The organism is Sphaerotilus microaerophilus (assembly GCF_023734135.1).
GTDB lineage: Bacteria > Pseudomonadota > Gammaproteobacteria > Burkholderiales > Burkholderiaceae_C > Sphaerotilus > Sphaerotilus microaerophilus.
Genome location: NZ_AP025730.1, coordinates 1543626 through 1560006 on the forward strand (window position 1 = coordinate 1543626; position 16381 = coordinate 1560006).

The following is a 16381-nucleotide window of genomic DNA, read 5'->3' on the forward strand; positions in this document are numbered from 1 at the left end:
GGTCATCCGATCGAAAGCAGGGACCGCGCGCCGTCGCGCCGTCCGATGATGTTGAGCAGGTTGTTCAGCGCGGCCTGGTCGGCCTCGGCTGCGCGGGCCTCGCCGCGCAGGCGCAGGCCCGAGGCGCTCCAGCTGCCGCTGCCGCTGAGCAGCAGCGCCCCGTCCAGGGTGCTCAGGTCCACCCGGGCGGTGCCGGGCTGGGCCGGGTCACCGGCGATGCTCAGGCGGTAGCTGCCCAGGCGCGGCAGGGTGGACAGGCGCGAGGATAGGTCGAGCAGCTCCAGGTCGAGCCGGCCATTGATCACGACGCGCCCGCGCACCCAGTCGAGCGACAGGTCCTGCGTCACCAGCCGCAGCGAGCCGCCGGGCTGCAGGGTGTTCCAGGGCGTGCCCAGGCCGACCAGCAGCGCCGCGGGCCAGCTGCCCAGCCAGTCGCGCTGCGCCGGGCCGCTGCCAGGCTCGACGCGCACGCCCAGGCTGCCCAGGCCGGGCTGCAGGCGCAGGGCCCATTCGCCGTTCAGGCTGCCCTCGTGGCGCAGACCCAGGCGCAGGCCCAGGCCCCAGCCGGCCGGGGCCAGCGTCCACTGCAGCCGTCCCGGCAGGGTGCGTGCCTCGCGGCTACCAACCCCTGCGGTGAGCAGCAGCACCGCGTCGCCGGACCAGACCGTGCCCTGGGCGTCGGCCAGCTGCACGCGGCCGTCGGTGGCGGCGCGCAGGCCGGCGGCCAGCCAGCGTGCCGGTGCGGCCAGCAGCAGAGCCGCCAGCGCGCCGGTGAGCGCGCCGGCCATCGCCCAGCGCCGGGTGCGGCTCTGGGTGGCCGCCCAGCCGTGCGTGGCCGTGCTGGTGCCACGCGCACCGGACCGGGCGCCAGGCCGGAATCGGGGGGCGCGCAGCGAGGTCGGAAAGGTCAGCCGGGGCATCGAGGTGGGTGCAAGGAGCGAGCGGGGCGTGCGGGTGGTGTCGGCTGGGCGGCAGGCCTGCCGCGTCAGAGCGGCCGGGGCAGCGTCAGCACCACGCTGCCGCTGTAGGCCTGCGCGCTGCGGTTGAGCTGCGCCTCGACCACGCGGGCGCGGGCGGCGCTGCGCACTTCGCGCAGCCACTCGGTGAAGGCGACCGGATCGACGCCGGTGAAGGTGGCGGTGACCCGCTCGCCGTTGACAGCGAGCTTGGCCGCACTGCCGAGCCGGGCGCTGGTGGCGGATTCGAGCGCGGCCTGCGCCTGCTCCGGCGTCACCGGCGGCTGGGCCCGCAGTTCGCGTGCCTCGGCGGCCAGGCTGCGCATCAGGGCCAGCTGGCCCTGCAGCTCGGCCCGCTGGGCCGGGGCGCTGCGCAGCACCTTCCAGGCCGGCTGGATGGCGACCAGCCACAGCAGCAGGGTCAGCAACGCCCCGCCGGCGAGCAGCAGGCCACGGCGTTCGCGTGGTGCCAGTGCCTGCCAGCGCGGGCCGAGCTGGGTGCGCAGCGCGGCGAGGGGCGCTGCCAAGGGCAAGGCCTGGCGGCCCGCGCCGGCCGTGGCCCTTGAGGACGCGTTCATCATCGCGGGGCTCCGGTCGTTCTGGCGGCGGTGCGCTGCAGGGTGATGCGCCCGTCGGTGGCTTCGACCCGCCAGCCCGCTGGCGCGAGGCGCTGGCGCAGCTGCTCGGCCTGCGCCGCTCCGAGGCCCGGGGCGGCCAGGGTGAGTTGCTGGCCCTCGTAGCGCAGGCTCTGCACCGGCAGATTCTCCGGCCAGGCGCTGGCGGCGGCCGCGAGCAGCGGCTCCAGGTCGGCGTCGCCGGCGCGGCCCGCGGCGCTGCGCAGGGCCTCGTTCTCGCGGCGCATCTGCACCGGGGCGTCGAGCACCGCGCGCACCTGCGGGTGGGTGCTGCGCAGCAGCTGCAGCACCTCCTCGCGCTGGCCCTGCAGGTCGTGGCGCTGCACCCAGGCCCAGGCGTTCAGGCCGATCAGCTGCACCGCCACCACGCCAGCCAGGCCCCAGCGCACCGCCCGCCAGGCCGGCGAGAGCAGCTGCCGCCAGCCGTCGCGCAGCAGGGCGACGCCCCGGTGGCGCGGGGCCAGCTCGAACTGGCGCAGGTTCCAGCCGCCCTGGGCGGCGGCAAGCAGGCGCTCGCTGAGGGTCTGCACCTGCACCGGCCGGCCCAGCCAGCGTTCGGCTGCGCCGGCCAGGGCTGCGCTGGCGGTGCAGCGAATGTGCGCTGGCAGCGGCGAGGGCAGCAGCGCGCGTGAGGCGGTGCCGAACATCGGCCAGGTCGCGCAGCCATCGGCATGGCTGAAACTGACCAGGCCGGCCTCGTCGTCGAACAGCGATGAGTCGGGGCTGCTGTGCTCCTGCAGGGCGGCTGACAGGGGGGCATATACATGCAGGTGCGACGGGGCCGCGTCGTCGGGCCAGGCCATCGGCGTGACGCGGTCGACCACCACGCCCTGCTGCTCCAGCGCCTGCAGCTGGGCCGCCAGCCAGGTGCGGTCGCAGGCGGCCACCCAGGCGGCCTCGCCCGGGCGGGCGTCGGGGGCGAGGGCCAGGTGCAGTCCGTCGCTGTCGTCGAGCAGCTGCTCCTCCAGCACGCCGCCGAGCGCCGCGCGCAGCCGGGCGGTGGGGGCCTTGGGGCAGGGGATGCGGTGGAAGGCCACGTCCGTCTCGGCGAGCACGGCCACCACCGTGGCCGCACGCGGCAGCAGGGCCGCGGCGCAGCGCCCATCGGCGTGCAGGCTGCGGCCATCGCTGCTCTGGACCCAGTCGTATTCGCCGCTGCCCAACGCGGCAGGCGGCGGCGCGGAGGCGTCTTGGGCGATCAGTCGATCGCGCGCAGGCAACTGGAGGATCAGCAGGCTCATGGGCAGGGAGGGCGAACCGCCGGGATTGTAAGTGCGCCCCCCCAGGGGACATTGTGAATCAAAGACTTACACATCATTGTTGCAGTGCCGTGGCATTTGCAGCGGGCGCGCCTGCGGCGGACAGGCTGCCGTCGGGGCGCACCCGCAGACGCTCGCTGCGCAGCACCTTCACCTCGCGGCCGCGGCGCTCCAGCAAGGAGCGTTGCGCCACCGCGAGCTGCTCCAGCCGCATCATGCCGGTGACCTCGAAGTAGGCGGTCTTGACGTCCGCCCGCTGCGCCTCCAGCGCCGGGGTGCCCGCACCGAGCGCGGCCTGGGCGTCTTCGAGCTTTTCCAGGGCGCGGCGCTGGCGGGCCTGGACCAGCCGCTCGGCCGCACCCAGGTCGATGCCGGGCAGCACCGCGGCGATCACCTCCCGGCTGGCGGTGTTCAGGTTGATCGGCGTGGGCTGGGGCAGCAGGACGACGTGGGCGGCCAGGCGCTGCACGGTGGCCTCGTCCAGTCCGAGCCAGGTGAGCTGGGCGACGCCCGGGGGCGGCAGGGGCTGGCCTTGCACGCTGCCGCCGTTGGTGTTGCTGGCGCTGCCGGCCTCGTCGCCCTGGACCTCGCCGCTGGCGCTCAGGGTGGACTGCCGCAGTCCCTCGGCGATGAGCTGGCCGACCTGCGCCGGCAGGCCGAGCAGCTCGCACAGCCGCTGCAGGCTGGCCAGCTCGGCCGGCACGACCTTGCCCTGGACGACGAGGTTGCGCAGGTTGTAGCGCGCCTGGGCGTCCCGGATGCTGCCGGAGAGGAAGGCGTCCAGCCCCTCCTCGACGGCGCTGTTGTTGTCGCGGTCGGCCGCCAGGAAGGTGGACAGGCGCGCCTCGGCCAGCGGCACCGCCCAGGGCTCGCCGAGGTGGTCGACCTTGTCCGTGCGGGCGTCCTCGCGCAGGATCAGGCGCGCCCAGTCCAGTGCGCCCTGCAGGATCCACTGCGCCTGCACCTGGGCGCGCTCGGCCGCCTCCACCTGGATCGCGCGCCACTGCTGCCAGACCATGCCGGCAGCGACGGTGGCGATCAGCGCGACGATGATCATCGCGGTCAGCAGTGCGGCGCCGCGCTGGCGGGGTCGAGTGGGTTGCATTGTTTGCGGCGCTGCCGCAACGACAGGAGCGCGGGCCGGGTTCATGGGTGGATCAGCCGCAGGTCGCGCGTGATCTGGCCGCTCTCGGCGCGGCCTTCGGCCTCGGCCAGGCCGAGCACCAGGCGCACGCCGTCCGGCAGGGCCTCGCGGGCGCCGCCCTTGCCGGGCGGCGGGGTTGCCGCGCCGCCCGTTGCCGGGGGCTCGGGCGGTGGAGCGGGCTCGGACTGCTCCTGGTCGCCACTGGACTGGGCGTTGCGCCAGGCATTGCTGCTCTGGTCGAAAAAGTAGACCTGCAGGCTGGCGATGCCGTCCAGCGCCGCCAGGGTGCCGCTCTCGCTGCCCAGCAGCTGGTGCGAGCGCATGTAGGCCTCCTGCAGGGGCTCGGACTGCCGGGTGGCCGGGGCGGCCCAGCGCTCCAGGGTCTGGCCGCGCAGCGTCCAGGTGACCAGCTGCACGCCATCGGCCTGCAGGCGCGTCAGGCGCAGGTGCGCCCCGTCGAAGCTCAGCGGCGGCACCACCTGGGTGTCCACCAGCTGGCGCAGGTCGGCCTCCCACTGGGCGAGCACCGACTGCAGGCGCAGCAGCCGCTCCAGCCGGGCCTGGCTGATCTCGCGGCTGCGCAGCACCATGTCCACGCCCTGCCAGGCCATGCCGGCCATCAGCGCGAGCACGAACAGCGCCACCATCACCTCGATGAGGGTGAAGCCCCGGGCGCGGCGGCGGCGGCAACGGGTGGCGGTCGGGCTGGGCAGGGCCATGGCAGCGGCGGGCTCGTTCACGGGCGCTCAGTTCCTGGGCAGCAGGGTGGACAGCTGCAGCAGGGGCTGGCCGGCCGGGTCCGTCACGCGCACATCGACGCGGCGAAAGCCCGGGTTGGGCGTGGGGCGCACCACCAGCTTGATCGGGAAGGTCTGGCCGGCCTGGTCGCAGCTCTGGTCCGAATCGCCCACCGGCGGAAACTGCCGCTGCAGCCGCAGGTTGGTCAGCAGGTTGTCGGCGCACCACTGCGCCGCCAGCGTGTCGCCCAGGCGCTGGGTGTTGCCGGCCAGCGCTGCGCTGGCCTTCAGCCCGGCGGTCAGGGTCACTGCGACGATGGCCAGCGCAACCAGCACCTCGATCAGCGTCAGGCCCTGCGCCGGTCGCGCTGCAGCCCGGGCTCGACGCACCTGGCGCGCGCAGCGGCGGCGAGGGGCTGGGTGATCAGGGCGTGGCATGGGCCTCGACCTGCAGGGCGAAGGGTGCCAGGCCGTCGGTGGCGATGATGCGGCGCTGCGTGCCCAGCCGCAGCACGATGCGCTGCGGCGCCACCAGCGGTTCCGGCCCGAGCTGCACGGCCCGGCCGGGGGGCATCAGCTCCACCTGCAGCTGCGTGGCCGCATCGCCTGGCAGGGACGGTTCCAACCAGCGCGTGGGCAGGTCGTTGCCGGGCGGCAGGCCGATGAAATGGAAGTCGTCCGCGCGCGTGGCATCGCTGCCGCCCTCGCGCCTGGCCGGGTCGGCGGGGCCCGGCCCGAGGGCCCAGCCGACCTCCAGGCCCATCGCCCGGGCCTGGGCCCGCCCGCCTTCGAGCAGCGTCGCCAGCCGCAGGGCCTCTCGCTCCAGCCGGGAGGCGGCGGGGTCGGGCAGCGACAGCGTCACGACCGCGCTGGCCAGCGCGATGATGGCCACGACGATCAGCAGCTCCAGCAGCGTGAAGCCGCCTGGGCGCGAGCCCGCTCGACGCCGGGCCGCGGACCGGGCGCGGTGGACCTCATCGCGGTGCACGTCGCATCACTTTGGCGTCACGACGGTCACGGCAATCACTGCGGTCACTGCGGTCACTGCCAGGAGCCGATGTCGGCATCCTTGCCCTCGCCGCCGGGTTGACCGTCGGCGCCGAGGCTGAACACGTCGATCTCACCCTTCACGCCCGGGTTGGCGAACTGGTAAGGGCGGCCCCAGGGGTCGTTGGGGAGCTTCTCCAGATAGGGCTTCCAGTTCGGCGGGACTGCACCGGTGGTCGGCTTGGCCACGAGGGCCTGCAGGCCCTGGTCGCCGCTGGGGTAACGCTGGTTGTCGAGCTTGTAGAGCTTGAGCGCCTGCATCAGGTTGTTGACGTCCGTGCGCGCAGCCGTCAGCCGGGCATCGTCGGCGCGGTCGAGCACGTTGGGCACCACCAGCGCGGCCAGCACGCCGATGATGACCAGCACCACCATCAGCTCGATCAGGGTGAAGCCGCGCACAGCCCGGGCAGCGACTCGGGAGGCGACGTGTGTGACGGGGGGCAAGCTCTTCATCGGCAGGTGTCGTGAGGGGGGTCGGGGGCCCTCCACACGCTCGGCGGGCCCGGTGCGGTCGATCATAATGCGCCGCATATGGCAGCACGTTGGAGCGCATGGATCGTGTGGGCCGCCCTGGCGGCGAGCCTGGTGGCCTGGGGGTTGCGCCTGTCGGGGCGCTCCGATCCGGTGCCGCCGCACGCCGAGACGGTCGTTGCCGCGCAGGCGGTGCAGGGCGATGTGCTGCGCCTGTTTGCCGCGACCCACGCTGCGTCGCAGTCTGCGGCGGCTGCGGCCCCCGAGGCCGCCAGCCGCTTTCGCGTGCTGGGGGTGGTCGCCGGGCTGCGGGAGGGTTCACCGGGCTGGGCGCTGATCGCCGTGGATGGCCGTGCGCCGCGTGCGGTGGCCGTCGGCGCCGTGGTCGACGGTGAGTGGATCTTGCAAAGCGTCACACAATCGCAGGTGGCCATCGGCGCGCGTGGCGCCGATGCGTCCGTTCGGCTGGAGCTGCCTTTGTTGCCGCCACCGGCCACCGGCACGCTGGCAATGGCGGCGAATGATGGCGGCGCTGCCCCGGCCGCAGTGCCGCCGGCACCCGGCCTGCCCCGGCGCGCGGGCGCCTTCGCTTCGCCGGCCATGGCGCCAGCGGTGCCGGGTGTGCCAGGAGGGGTCGTCGCCCCACCCGCGCGCCTTGGTGTGCAGGCCAACGCGCAGGGCGAGCCGATCGAGTCGGTGCCGACGGACGGTGCGGCAACTGACCGCGTCCGCCCGTCGCCCCATTGATTGAGCGGCTGACCGGCCCTGACCGGCCCTGACCGGCGTTGACGGCCGGTTGCCGATCGCAGGCAGCCACCAGCGGCCTGCAGTGCCCAGGGGACTCAGCGATCTGGCAGGGTGATGAACTCGCGCTGCGGCACGCCGGCCGGGACGGGGGTGTCGATGCCGCCGGATGTGCCAGTCGTCGAGACCGGCAGCGGCTCGACGTTGTCCACCACATCGCTCAGCAGCGCGGCGGCGGCGTCCACCAATGGCCAGCTCAGTGTGATGCCGGTGCCGTCGATGCTGTGCATGCCCAACGCGAGCAGGGCTGTGCTCTGGAAGCCAGCCAGGACCGCATCCAGCCCGTGGTGCTCGGTGCTGCGGCAGAACACCGCATAGTCGGCCACCGGACCGGCGATGTGCGAGGCGATGATCAGCGCGGCGCAGGCCGCCATGCCGTCGATCAGCAGCAGGTGGCGCTTCTCGGCCGCCTTCAGCAGGGCGCCGACCATCATCGCGGTCTCGAAGCCGCCGAAGGCCGCCAGTACCTCGACCGGATCCTCGACGTTGCCGTGGCGGGTCTGCGCGGCCTGCAGCACCACCATGGCGTGCTCCAGTTCCAGTCCGTCCATGTCCGGGCCGGCGTTGATCAGCTCGCGCAGGGGCAGGCCGGTCAGGCGCGAGATCACCAGTGCGGCGGCCTGCAGCGAGCCCACGCCCAGCCCGGCGCAGCCCAATGCGTTGCCCGGCAGCGCGTCGGCGATCTCCATGCCGGCGCGGATCGCCGCGCTGACCTGGTCGAGCGTCATGGCCTGGGCAACGCGGCAGTTGCGCGTGCCGTGGGCGATCTTGCGCGCCAGCACGCCCGGCCGTGGAGGCAGCGGGGTGGCCAGGCCGCTGTCGACCAAGTGCAGTGTCAGTCCCTGGCGGTGTGCGAACAGCGGCAGCGGCACGCGGTTTTCGAGGATGTCGTCCACCGTCGCGGCCGTGCCGCGAGCCTGTGGCGTGGAGACGTCCACCGCCAGGCCATGATCACCCGCGAACAGCAGCAGCTGGGGCTGGCGCAGGCGCGGGCGCAGGTGGTTCTGGATCAGGCCGATGCGCACCGCCAGCGGTTCCAGCTCGCCCATGCTGCCGGCGATCCCGGCACGGCGAGCCAGCTTGAGTTGCAGCGCCTGTTCGAGCGAGGGCCGGGCGGTGGGGGCGATCAGGGGCGGTTGGTCGGTGAGCATCGTGCGTGGGGCGCCGGCGGACCCGACCGCGCTGCGCCGCGCAACGGCGTTGCGCCAGCCTGCGGGCCCGTCCGCGAAGGAGATCGTCGATTGTGCGAGGCCGCTGGGGGCTGCACCATGTCACGAAATCACGCTGGCACCCTCATCGCATGGAGGAGGGCGCGCTGCCGTGCTCAGCGCAGGAACAGCCGGTAGACCGGGTTGTTGGTCTCCTCGACCCAGGGGTACGCCAGGGTGTCGAGGAAGCGGCGGAACTCGCTGCGCTCGGCGCGAGGCACCTGGATGCCCACCAGGATGCGGCCGTAGTCGGCGCCCTGGTTGCGGTAGTGGAACAGGCTGATGTTCCAGCCCGGGTGCATGCTGGAGAGGAAGCGCATCAGCGCGCCCGGGCGCTCCGGGAAGACGAAGCGGAACAGCCGCTCGTCGCGGGCCAGCTCCGAGCGCCCACCCACCAGGTGGCGCAGGTGCGCGTTGGCGAGTTCGTTGTGCGTCAGGTCCACGGCAGCGAAATCCTGCTGGCGGAACAGCTCGGCGATCTCGGCGGACTCGCCGCGCGTGCGTGTGCTCAGGCCGACGAAGATGTGGGCCTGGTGCTCATCGCTGATGCGGTAGTTGAACTCGGTGACGCTGCGCGGGCCGATCAGCTCGCAAAAGCGCTTGAAGGAGCCGCGCTCCTCGGGGATGGTCACTGCGAACAGCGCCTCGCGCGCTTCGCCGACCTCGGCCCGCTCGGCGACGAAGCGCAGGCGGTCGAAGTTCATGTTGGCGCCACAGGTGATCGCGATCAGCGTGCGGTCGCTGCAGCCCGTGCGCTCGACGTACTGCTTGACCGCCGCCACCCCCAGCGCGCCGGCGGGCTCCAGGATCGAGCGGGTGTCCTGGAAGACATCCTTGATCGCGGCGCAGACGGCGTCGGTATCGACGCGGATGTACTCATCCACCAGCGCGCGCGCGAGCCGGAAGGTCTCGACGCCGACCTGCTTGACGGCTGTGCCATCGGAGAACAGCCCCACATCGGCCAGCTTGACACGCTTGCCCGCCTGCACCGAGCGGATCATCGCGTCCGAGTCGGTGGTCTGCACGCCGATCACCTTGATCTCCGGGCGCACCGCCTTCAGGTAGGCCGCCACGCCCGAAATGAGGCCGCCGCCGCCGATGGCGACGAACACCGCGTCGATCGGCCCCTGGTGCTGGCGCAGGATCTCCATCGCGATGGTGCCCTGGCCGGCGATCACGTCCGGGTCGTCGAAGGGGTGCACGAAGGTCAGCCCCTGCTGTTCGGCCAGCGTGAGCGCGTGCTCGTAGGCGTCGCTGTAGCTGTCGCCTTGGAGCACCACTTCGCCGCCGAGGGCGCGCACCGCGTCCACCTTGAGCTGGGGCGTGGTCACGGGCATCACGATCAGCGTGCGGCAGCCCAGGCGGCGCCCGCTCAGTGCCACGCCCTGGGCGTGGTTGCCGGCCGAGGCGCAGATCACCCCGCGAGCCAGTTGCTCGGCGCTGAGGTGGGCCATCTTGTTGTAGGCACCGCGCAGCTTGAAGCTGAACACGGGCTGGTTGTCCTCGCGCTTGAGGAACACCCGGTTGCCCAGCCGGGCCGAGAGGTTGCGTGCGTGCTCCAGCTCGGTTTCCCGTGCCACGTCGTAGACCTTGGCGTTCAAGATGCGCTGCAGGTAGCGCGTGGCCATGGCCAGCTTGGTGCTTCTGTTGCGTGCAGGCGACGCCTTGGCCCTTGCGCGTGGGCTGGCGTCGGCAGGCGGGGGGACGGATTCGGTCGGTTTGATGGGCGGAGTGCGGCGCGCGGCTGGCGGCATGGTCGAGGCTCGGGTCGGCAGGCGGAGCGGGCCATGATAAGTCACGCACCCGGGTGCTCCGGCTCCTGCTTGCGGGCTGGCGAGGGGCGGTGGGGGGGCCGCTGATTGAGCCGGTCGGGCAAAAAAAAGCCCAGGGGTTGAGCCCTGGGCTGAATCCACCTATAGAGGAGGGTGGAGGAGACAAACGGTGGAGTGAGTGATCAATCGCCTTCGGGTGCGTCGCTATTGACAAAACCGGCAACTGGCCACTGACTCGATGAAATCATTGTAGCGATCTCCATGCTGCGACGCAACGCAGGGACATCGCACGGCGTCGGTTTCTGCGAGGAATGAGGACAATGACGCCCACAACGAGGTGCTGCGCCACGCGGGTGGCGTTGGTTTTCGCTCCCCTGCCCTTTCCCCTTTCGCTTTTCTCTTCCTTCTTCTGCAAACGCTGCGAACCGACTGGACTGGACGACCCCCGATGGAATGCACGATCAACTGGATGCCGGCCTCCGGCATGGCCTTTTCGGCCGAGACTGGCAGCGGACACCTGCTGACGATGGATGGCGCGCCAGAGGGCGGCGGGCGCAACCTGGCCCCCCGGCCGATGGAGACGCTGCTCGCGGGCGCGGGCGCCTGCACCGCCTATGACGTGGTGCTGATCCTCAAGCGTGGCCGGCACGCCATCCAGGGCTGTCAGGTCAAGGTGCAGGCGGACCGGGCCGAGACCGATCCCAAGGTGTTCACCCGCATCGGCATGCACTTCGTCGTCAGCGGCAGCAAGCTGCCGAGCGCGGCGGTTGACCGCGCAGTGAAGATGTCCTACGAAAAATACTGCTCGGCCACCGCCATGCTGGCCAAGACCGCCGTGATCGAGTTGACCTTCGAGGTCGTGGACCTGCCGTGCTGAGCGCCGCGCCGCCCGGTGGCTGAGGTCGTGCACTGGCCTCGTTGAGTTGCATCTGCGCCACGATGGCGCCCGAACCTGAGCGTGAGCTCTAGTCCTTGGCGGGCAGGTGCTGCGCCGCATCGAGTTCGGGTGCTGTGGACGGATCTGCCGCGGTGCGTGGCCGTGGGCGTGACCGACGAAATGGGCGGGTTGGTGGGGCTTTATGCGGGCGGTGGGTCCGTTTGGGCGCTGCTGGACTGCAAGTGTTTGTTGCAAGGGGGCAACGGTCGGCTGACCATTGTGGTTTCCCGGCTTGGCAATTGGTCGGCGGCTCTGGTGGAATACCGGCAGCTTCCGATGAGGAGGTCGGCCTGAAACGGCGCTGCTAGCTGTCATCTAGAGAGCAGGCTCCACTCGGGACAACTTGTTCAACCTAGGAGATCGTTTGATGAAGAAGTCTTTGCTCGCTCTGGCAGTGCTGGGCGCTTTTGCGGGTGCCGCTTCGGCCCAATCCTCGGTGACCCTGTACGGTTTGGTTGACGCCAACGTCGGTAAGGATTTCGGCTCCGCCGACAAGCGCATGGGCTATGGCGCCGTGCCGCGTCTGGGTGTTCGTGGCGTGGAAGACCTGGGCGGTGGTCTGGGTGCCATCTTCCAGATGGAGCATCGTTTCGACACTGGCAATGGCCTGATCGTCGGCAACACCACCAACCAAATGTGGAATGCCCGCGCATACGTCGGTCTGCAGGGCGCCTTTGGCAAGATTCAACTGGGTCGTGAATACACCCAGGCCTTCTGGCAGCAACTGGGTGCCGATCCCTGGGGCTGGGATACGGTCGCTTCGACCCTCACCTCTGGCTGGACCGGTGGTGGCGTTGCTGGCATGCGTCTGAACAACTCGATCACCTACTCGATCGCAGCTGCTGGCTTCAGCTTCGGTGCTCAGATCGCTGAGTCCAACGAAAACGGTGGAGCCAACGCGGCCAAGACCGGTTTCGACAAGGCTGCCAAAAAGCCGTTTAACCTGGGCGTTGCCTATGACATCGGCGGCCTGTCGGTGGGTGTGGGATACGAAAACCCCGGCGATGCTGACGACAAGTGGACCACGGTTCGCGCGTCGTACAAGTTCGGCGCTGTCAAGGTCGGCGGTTTCTACGGTACCGGTACACAGGCTGATGCCGACAAGGTCAAGTCCTTCATGCTGACCGTGACGGCTGATGTTGGCGCTGGCCAGATCCGTGCAGCTTACGGCGATCGCAAGGTTGATCCGGTTGGCGCAGTGGGTTCGGCATCCGACATGAAGGGCTTCGCGCTGGGTTATCACCACGCTGTGTCCAAGCGCACCACGCTGTATGTCGACTACGGCAACAACAGCAAGCTGGCCACCGAAAAGAACGCCTACGACTTCGGCGTCAAGCACGCCTTCTGATCACTGTGGAATCGGGGCGGCCCTGGCTGCCTCGGCCCTGCAGTTCAGCAAAGAGCCACCCTAGGGTGGCTTTTTCCGTTGGATGAGATGATGTTTGGAGTGCAGTGATGCGGCAGTGGGTGACTTGGATGGGTGAGCGTGCGAGTACGGGTGCAAGCGCTGGCGCCGCGCTGCTGTGTGCAGGGCTCGCCGCAGGCTGCTCCACAGCCATGCACGAACCGGCCTCCGAGACACGGCTGGTGCAGCCTGGCTTGGCAGCGCACTGGCATGCCTTTGCCTTGCCGGGCAAGGCCCGCACGCACTATGAGCACAAGGTGGTCGACGGCCGGGCGGCACTGCATGCCCGGGCGGACCGTTCCGCCAGCATGTGGCGCCAGCATGTGCGGCTCGAACCGCAGCACTTGAGCCGGGTGCATTTCAGCTGGAAAGTGCCGCGCCTGATCGACGCTGCTGACCTGAGCGACCGCGATGCCGATGACACCCCGGTGCGCATCGTCCTGGCCTTCGAGGGGGACCGGCAGCGCCTGTCCATGCGCAACCGCATGATGTTCGACTTGGCTGAATCGCTCACGGGCGAGGCCCCGCCGTACGCCACGCTGATGTACGTGTGGGATCCGAAGGCCGAGGTGGGCTCGGTGATCCGGGCGCCGCGCTCCGACCGCGTGCGGGGCGTGGTGGTCGAGTCAGGCCCGCAGCGCCTGGGCCGCTGGCTGCACTACGAGCGTGACGTCCTGGCCGATTTCCGGCGCGCCTACGGCGAGGAGCCGGGGGCGCTGGTGGGGGTGGCGGTGATGACCGACAGCGACAACACCAGCTCTGAAACCGAAGCCTTCTATGGTGGGATCGAGCTGGAGGGGGCGACGCGCCTGCGCCTGCTCTGAGGCGCTCAGCGCGGCTGCGATGGCGAGTGCGGGGGCGCCGGCTGGGACGCTGGTGCCGACGCCGGTGCGGACATCGGTGCAGACATCGATGCCGACGCCGCTGGCGTGGTCACGGCTGGCGGTGCCGCCACCGGCAGGTAGAGGCTGCCCTTCTGGCCGCAGGCGGCGAGCAACAGGCAGGTGATCAGGCTGGCGGTGATCGTCGGCCGTCGGCCAGCGCCCGGTTGCCGGGTTGGTAAAACGGCCGCTGCGCTGCAGCAACGTCGTTCAGGCGCTACACTTTTTGGCGACGCATCCCTCTTCATCCATCCATTCTAGTCAACCCCATGGAACCGAATCCTGCCTCGACAGCGCCTGCCGCTTCCCCGCTCAGTGACGCCGACTACCGGCGGTTGTGCGACCGTGTCCTGGGCTCGATCGAAGCCAGCGTCGACACCTGGTTGCAGGACGACGTGATCGACATCGACAGCCAGCGCACGGGGGGGCTGCTCGAACTGGCCTTTCCGGGCGGCAGCAAGGTGATCGTCAACACCCAGCCGCCACTGCAGGAGCTGTGGCTGGCCGCTCGGGCCGGTGGATTCCACTTCCGCCACGTCGATGGCGCCTGGCGCGACACGCGCTCCGGCGAAGAGTTCTTCGAGGTCCTGTCGGCCCAGGCGTCGGCTCAGGCAGCTCAGCCGTTGCGGTTCATACCCCCGGCTTGAGCGGGTGCGCCGCGCTGGCCCGGCGGCGGGCTCAGTTGCGGAACAGGTCGAGGATGCTCTTGCGCTCGTCCTGCGTGGGTGCTCCCGGTGCGCTGGCTCCCTGGGGGCGGTCTTCCAGCCCGAGGCTGTGCACACCGCCACCTTGCGCAAACTCCTCGTAGCGCCAATCGCCGCCGGCCTGGACCAGCCCCGTGGCAGGGGGTGTGTATTCGCTGACGGGCACGCCGCGCAGCGCATAGCCCATGTAGTCGATCCAGACGGGCAATGCCAGGCCGCCGCCGGTTTCGCGGTCGCCGAGCTTGCGCGGCTGGTCGTAGCCGATCCAGACCACTGCGACTAGGCCGGGATTGGGGCCCTGATAGCCGGCGAACCAGGCGTCCACCGAGTCATTGGTCGTGCCGGTCTTGCCGAACAGGTCCGGGCGCCGCAGCGAGGCCTGGGCCTTGGCGGCGGTGCCGGAGCGCGCCACTTCCTGCAACAGGCTGTTCATCACGAAGGCGTTGCGCTCGTCGATGGCGCGCGGCGCCTGGCTGGCGCCCGTGTCGGGGGCCTGCACCAGCACGTTGCCGCGGTTGTCGACGATGCGTGTGATCAGCCGGGGCTTGACCAGCCAGCCGCCGTTGGCAAACACGGCATAGGCCTGCGCCATCTGTAAAGGCGTGACCGAGCCGGCGCCCAGGGCCATCGTCAGGTAGGCGGGATGGCGGGCGGGCTCGAAGCCGAAGCGGGAGATCCACTGCTGGGCGTGCTCCGGCCCGACCGCTTGCAGCACGCGGATCGACACCATGTTCTTGGACTTGGCCAGGGCGCGGCGCAGCGACATCGGTCCGTCAAACTGGCCGTCGTAGTTCTTCGGCTCCCAGGGCTGGCTGCCGGTGCTGCCGGCGTCAAAGAACAACGGCGCGTCGTTGACCACCGTGGCGGGCGATAGGCCCTTCTCCAGCGCGGCCGAGTAGATGAAGGGCTTGAAGCTCGACCCGGGTTGCCGCCAGGCCTGGGTGACGTGGTTGAACTTGTTCTGCCCATAGTCGAAGCCGCCGACCAGGGCGCGGATGTCGCCGCTGTGCGGGTCGAGCGACACGAAGGCGCCCTCGACCTCGGGCAACTGGGTAACGGACCAGTCGCCCTTGCTGCCCTTGACGAGGCGCACGATGGCGCCACGGCCGATGCGGATCGCGGCGGCAGCGCCATCGACCAGTGCCGAAGTGACGCCCCGCAGGCCTTCACTGCCGATGGTGACCGTCTCGCCGCTGCGCAGCATCGCGCTCAACTTGCGCGTGCTGGCCTCGGTGACCACCGCGGCGCGCAGATCGTCATGGTCGGGGTGTTCTTCCAGGGCCTCGGCAATGCGGGTGTCGAGCGCAGCGGCGTCGCCGGGCAGGTCGACGCGTCCCTCCGGACCGCGGTAGGGTTTGCGGCGCTCGAAGTCCAGGATGGCCCGCCGCAGCGCGCGGTAGGCCACGCCCTGGTCGCCTGAGCGCACCGACAGGTGGACGTTCAGGCCACGCGTGTAGGCGTCGTCGCCGTACTGGCTGAAAACCAGCTGGCGCACCGTCTCGGTGACGAAGTCGGCCTGCTGGGTGGCCTCGTGCGCGGCCCGGTAGCGCAGGGTCTGGGCCAGCGCCTCGTCGCGCTGCTCGGCGCTGATGAAGCCCTGCTCGGCCATGCGTTCCAGGATGTAGCGCTGGCGCTGTACCGCGCGCGTCGGATTGACGATGGGGTTGTAGGCCGACGGGGCCTTGGGCAGCCCGGCCAGCATCGCGGCCTCGGCCAGGCTGAGGTCGGCGAGCGGCTTGCCAAAGTACACCTCGGCCGCGGCGGCGAAGCCGTAGGCCCGCTGGCCGAGGTAGATCTGGTTCATGTAGACCTCGAGGATCTGCCGCTTGGTCAGCAGGCTCTCGATCTTGAGCGACAGCAGGATCTCGTAGATCTTGCGTGTCAGTGTCTTTTCGGTGGTCAGGTAGAAGTTGCGGGCCACCTGCATCGTGATCGTGGAGGCGCCCTGGCTGCGCACCTCGCGCAGGTTTTCCAGCGCCGCGCGCAGTGCGCCGCGGTAGTCCACACCGCCGTGCTGGTAGAAGCGCACGTCCTCGATGGCCAGCACGGCGTCCTGCATCACCTGCGGGACCTGGCTGATGGGCAGGTAGCTGCGGCGCTCCTCACCGAATTCACCCATCAGCACGCCATCGGCCGAGTAGATGCGCATTGGCAGCTTGGGTCGGTATTCGACCAGGCTGCGCACATCGGGCAGGTTGGGGTAGGCCGATGCCAGCGCGATGCCCAGCAGCAGCAACGCGCACCCGATGAGCGCGAACGCACCGAGCAGCACGCCGGTGAGGATGCGGCCCAGGCGCTCGGCGGTACCGCCGTGGGTCGGGGTGTGCGTGGCTCGATCCGCTGTGCCGGGGGATTCACTCATCGGTCATCGGAGCGGCCCGGGAAGGCCTGAGAGGGTCGGGACAAAGCCGGAAATGGCCG

Annotated in this window: 17 protein-coding genes; 5 read left to right on the forward strand and 12 right to left on the reverse strand. The window is 70.6% G+C overall.

What is annotated here, in order from left to right:
- Positions 1-2: 2 nt before the first annotated feature.
- From gspN to gspG, 8 genes are all read right to left on the reverse strand, one after another.
- Positions 3-920 (reverse strand): type II secretion system protein N, encoded by a 918-nt coding sequence (gspN, locus tag NGK70_RS06815; protein WP_251972514.1) that lies wholly within the window; start codon positions 918-920, stop codon positions 3-5.
- Between the two features lie 65 nt (positions 921-985).
- On the reverse strand, positions 986-1483 hold the full coding sequence (locus NGK70_RS06820; RefSeq protein WP_251972515.1) for a type II secretion system protein M: 498 nt from the start codon (positions 1481-1483) through the stop codon (positions 986-988).
- A 50-nt stretch (positions 1484-1533) separates the two neighbouring features.
- Positions 1534-2832 (reverse strand): type II secretion system protein GspL, encoded by a 1299-nt coding sequence (gene gspL / locus NGK70_RS06825; protein ID WP_251972516.1) that lies wholly within the window; start codon positions 2830-2832, stop codon positions 1534-1536.
- Between the two features lie 73 nt (positions 2833-2905).
- The gene (gene gspK / locus NGK70_RS06830; RefSeq protein ID WP_251972517.1) at positions 2906-3955 is read right to left on the reverse strand and encodes a type II secretion system minor pseudopilin GspK; all 1050 of its coding nucleotides are present in this window, start codon (positions 3953-3955) and stop codon (positions 2906-2908) included.
- Positions 3956-3996: 41 nt separating this feature from the next.
- The gene (locus NGK70_RS06835; protein ID WP_251972518.1) at positions 3997-4734 is read right to left on the reverse strand and encodes a PulJ/GspJ family protein; all 738 of its coding nucleotides are present in this window, start codon (positions 4732-4734) and stop codon (positions 3997-3999) included.
- Between the two features lie 6 nt (positions 4735-4740).
- Positions 4741-5169, reverse strand: a complete 429-nt coding sequence (gene gspI / locus NGK70_RS06840) for a type II secretion system minor pseudopilin GspI (protein WP_256490760.1) — start codon at positions 5167-5169, stop codon at positions 4741-4743.
- A complete protein-coding gene (locus tag NGK70_RS06845) occupies positions 5156-5719 on the reverse strand; it encodes a prepilin-type N-terminal cleavage/methylation domain-containing protein (RefSeq protein ID WP_251972519.1) in 564 nt (187 codons plus the stop codon). Before NGK70_RS06845 ends, gspI begins: the two co-directional genes overlap by 14 nt.
- A gap of 53 nt (positions 5720-5772) precedes the next feature.
- Positions 5773-6231 (reverse strand): type II secretion system major pseudopilin GspG, encoded by a 459-nt coding sequence (gspG, locus tag NGK70_RS06850; protein ID WP_251972520.1) that lies wholly within the window; start codon positions 6229-6231, stop codon positions 5773-5775.
- A 105-nt stretch (positions 6232-6336) separates the two neighbouring features.
- On the opposite strand from gspG, the gene NGK70_RS06855 reads away from it, so the two are divergent.
- Positions 6337-6996 carry a type II secretion system protein N gene (locus NGK70_RS06855; RefSeq protein WP_251972521.1) on the forward strand — a complete coding sequence of 220 codons (660 nt, stop codon included), beginning with the start codon at positions 6337-6339 and terminating at the stop codon, positions 6994-6996.
- A gap of 95 nt (positions 6997-7091) precedes the next feature.
- Here NGK70_RS06855 and NGK70_RS06860 read toward each other — a convergent pair whose 3' ends face one another.
- Positions 7092-8204 carry a nicotinate-nucleotide--dimethylbenzimidazole phosphoribosyltransferase gene (locus NGK70_RS06860; protein WP_251972522.1) on the reverse strand — a complete coding sequence of 371 codons (1113 nt, stop codon included), beginning with the start codon at positions 8202-8204 and terminating at the stop codon, positions 7092-7094.
- A gap of 173 nt (positions 8205-8377) precedes the next feature.
- Positions 8378-10015 (reverse strand): threonine ammonia-lyase, biosynthetic, encoded by a 1638-nt coding sequence (gene ilvA / locus NGK70_RS06865; protein WP_256490762.1) that lies wholly within the window; start codon positions 10013-10015, stop codon positions 8378-8380.
- Positions 10016-10481: 466 nt separating this feature from the next.
- Here ilvA and NGK70_RS06870 point away from each other — a divergent pair, with 466 nt between their 5' ends.
- The 3 genes from NGK70_RS06870 to NGK70_RS06880 all read left to right on the forward strand — a co-directional run bounded on the left by NGK70_RS06870 (position 10482) and on the right by NGK70_RS06880 (position 13199).
- Positions 10482-10910 (forward strand): OsmC family protein, encoded by a 429-nt coding sequence (locus NGK70_RS06870; RefSeq protein WP_251972524.1) that lies wholly within the window; start codon positions 10482-10484, stop codon positions 10908-10910.
- 427 nt (positions 10911-11337) lie between these two features.
- The gene (locus NGK70_RS06875) at positions 11338-12318 is read left to right on the forward strand and encodes a porin (protein WP_251972525.1); all 981 of its coding nucleotides are present in this window, start codon (positions 11338-11340) and stop codon (positions 12316-12318) included.
- Positions 12319-12527: 209 nt separating this feature from the next.
- A complete protein-coding gene (locus NGK70_RS06880) occupies positions 12528-13199 on the forward strand; it encodes a DUF3047 domain-containing protein (protein WP_251972526.1) in 672 nt (223 codons plus the stop codon).
- Positions 13200-13204: 5 nt separating this feature from the next.
- Here NGK70_RS06880 and lptM read toward each other — a convergent pair whose 3' ends face one another.
- On the reverse strand, positions 13205-13504 hold the full coding sequence (gene lptM, locus NGK70_RS26610; protein WP_256490764.1) for an LPS translocon maturation chaperone LptM: 300 nt from the start codon (positions 13502-13504) through the stop codon (positions 13205-13207).
- Between the two features lie 21 nt (positions 13505-13525).
- Here lptM and cyaY point away from each other — a divergent pair, with 21 nt between their 5' ends.
- Complete coding sequence (gene cyaY, locus NGK70_RS06885; protein ID WP_251972527.1) at positions 13526-13903, forward strand: iron donor protein CyaY; 378 nt, start codon at positions 13526-13528, stop codon at positions 13901-13903.
- Positions 13904-13934: 31 nt separating this feature from the next.
- Here cyaY and NGK70_RS06890 read toward each other — a convergent pair whose 3' ends face one another.
- Positions 13935-16322: a penicillin-binding protein 1A gene (locus NGK70_RS06890; protein ID WP_251972528.1), complete on the reverse strand. Its 2388-nt coding sequence runs from the start codon at positions 16320-16322 to the stop codon at positions 13935-13937.
- Between the last annotated feature and the right edge of the window lie 59 nt (positions 16323-16381).

Coding starts and splice junctions, on each gene's coding strand:
- NGK70_RS06890 (WP_251972528.1), bottom strand. CDS start 16,322: ATGAGTGAATCCCCCGGCACAGCGGATCGAGCCACGCACACCCCGACC.
- gspL (WP_251972516.1), bottom strand. CDS start 2,832: ATGAGCCTGCTGATCCTCCAGTTGCCTGCGCGCGATCGACTGATCGCC.
- NGK70_RS06875 (WP_251972525.1), top strand. CDS start 11,338: ATGAAGAAGTCTTTGCTCGCTCTGGCAGTGCTGGGCGCTTTTGCGGGT.
- gspK (WP_251972517.1), bottom strand. CDS start 3,955: ATGCAACCCACTCGACCCCGCCAGCGCGGCGCCGCACTGCTGACCGCG.
- ilvA (WP_256490762.1), bottom strand. CDS start 10,015: ATGCCGCCAGCCGCGCGCCGCACTCCGCCCATCAAACCGACCGAATCC.
- lptM (WP_256490764.1), bottom strand. CDS start 13,504: ATGAAGAGGGATGCGTCGCCAAAAAGTGTAGCGCCTGAACGACGTTGC.
- NGK70_RS06860 (WP_251972522.1), bottom strand. CDS start 8,204: ATGCTCACCGACCAACCGCCCCTGATCGCCCCCACCGCCCGGCCCTCG.
- gspN (WP_251972514.1), bottom strand. CDS start 920: ATGCCCCGGCTGACCTTTCCGACCTCGCTGCGCGCCCCCCGATTCCGG.
- cyaY (WP_251972527.1), top strand. CDS start 13,526: ATGGAACCGAATCCTGCCTCGACAGCGCCTGCCGCTTCCCCGCTCAGT.
- NGK70_RS06870 (WP_251972524.1), top strand. CDS start 10,482: ATGGAATGCACGATCAACTGGATGCCGGCCTCCGGCATGGCCTTTTCG.
- gspG (WP_251972520.1), bottom strand. CDS start 6,231: ATGAAGAGCTTGCCCCCCGTCACACACGTCGCCTCCCGAGTCGCTGCC.
- gspI (WP_256490760.1), bottom strand. CDS start 5,169: ATGCCACGCCCTGATCACCCAGCCCCTCGCCGCCGCTGCGCGCGCCAG.
- NGK70_RS06880 (WP_251972526.1), top strand. CDS start 12,528: ATGCACGAACCGGCCTCCGAGACACGGCTGGTGCAGCCTGGCTTGGCA.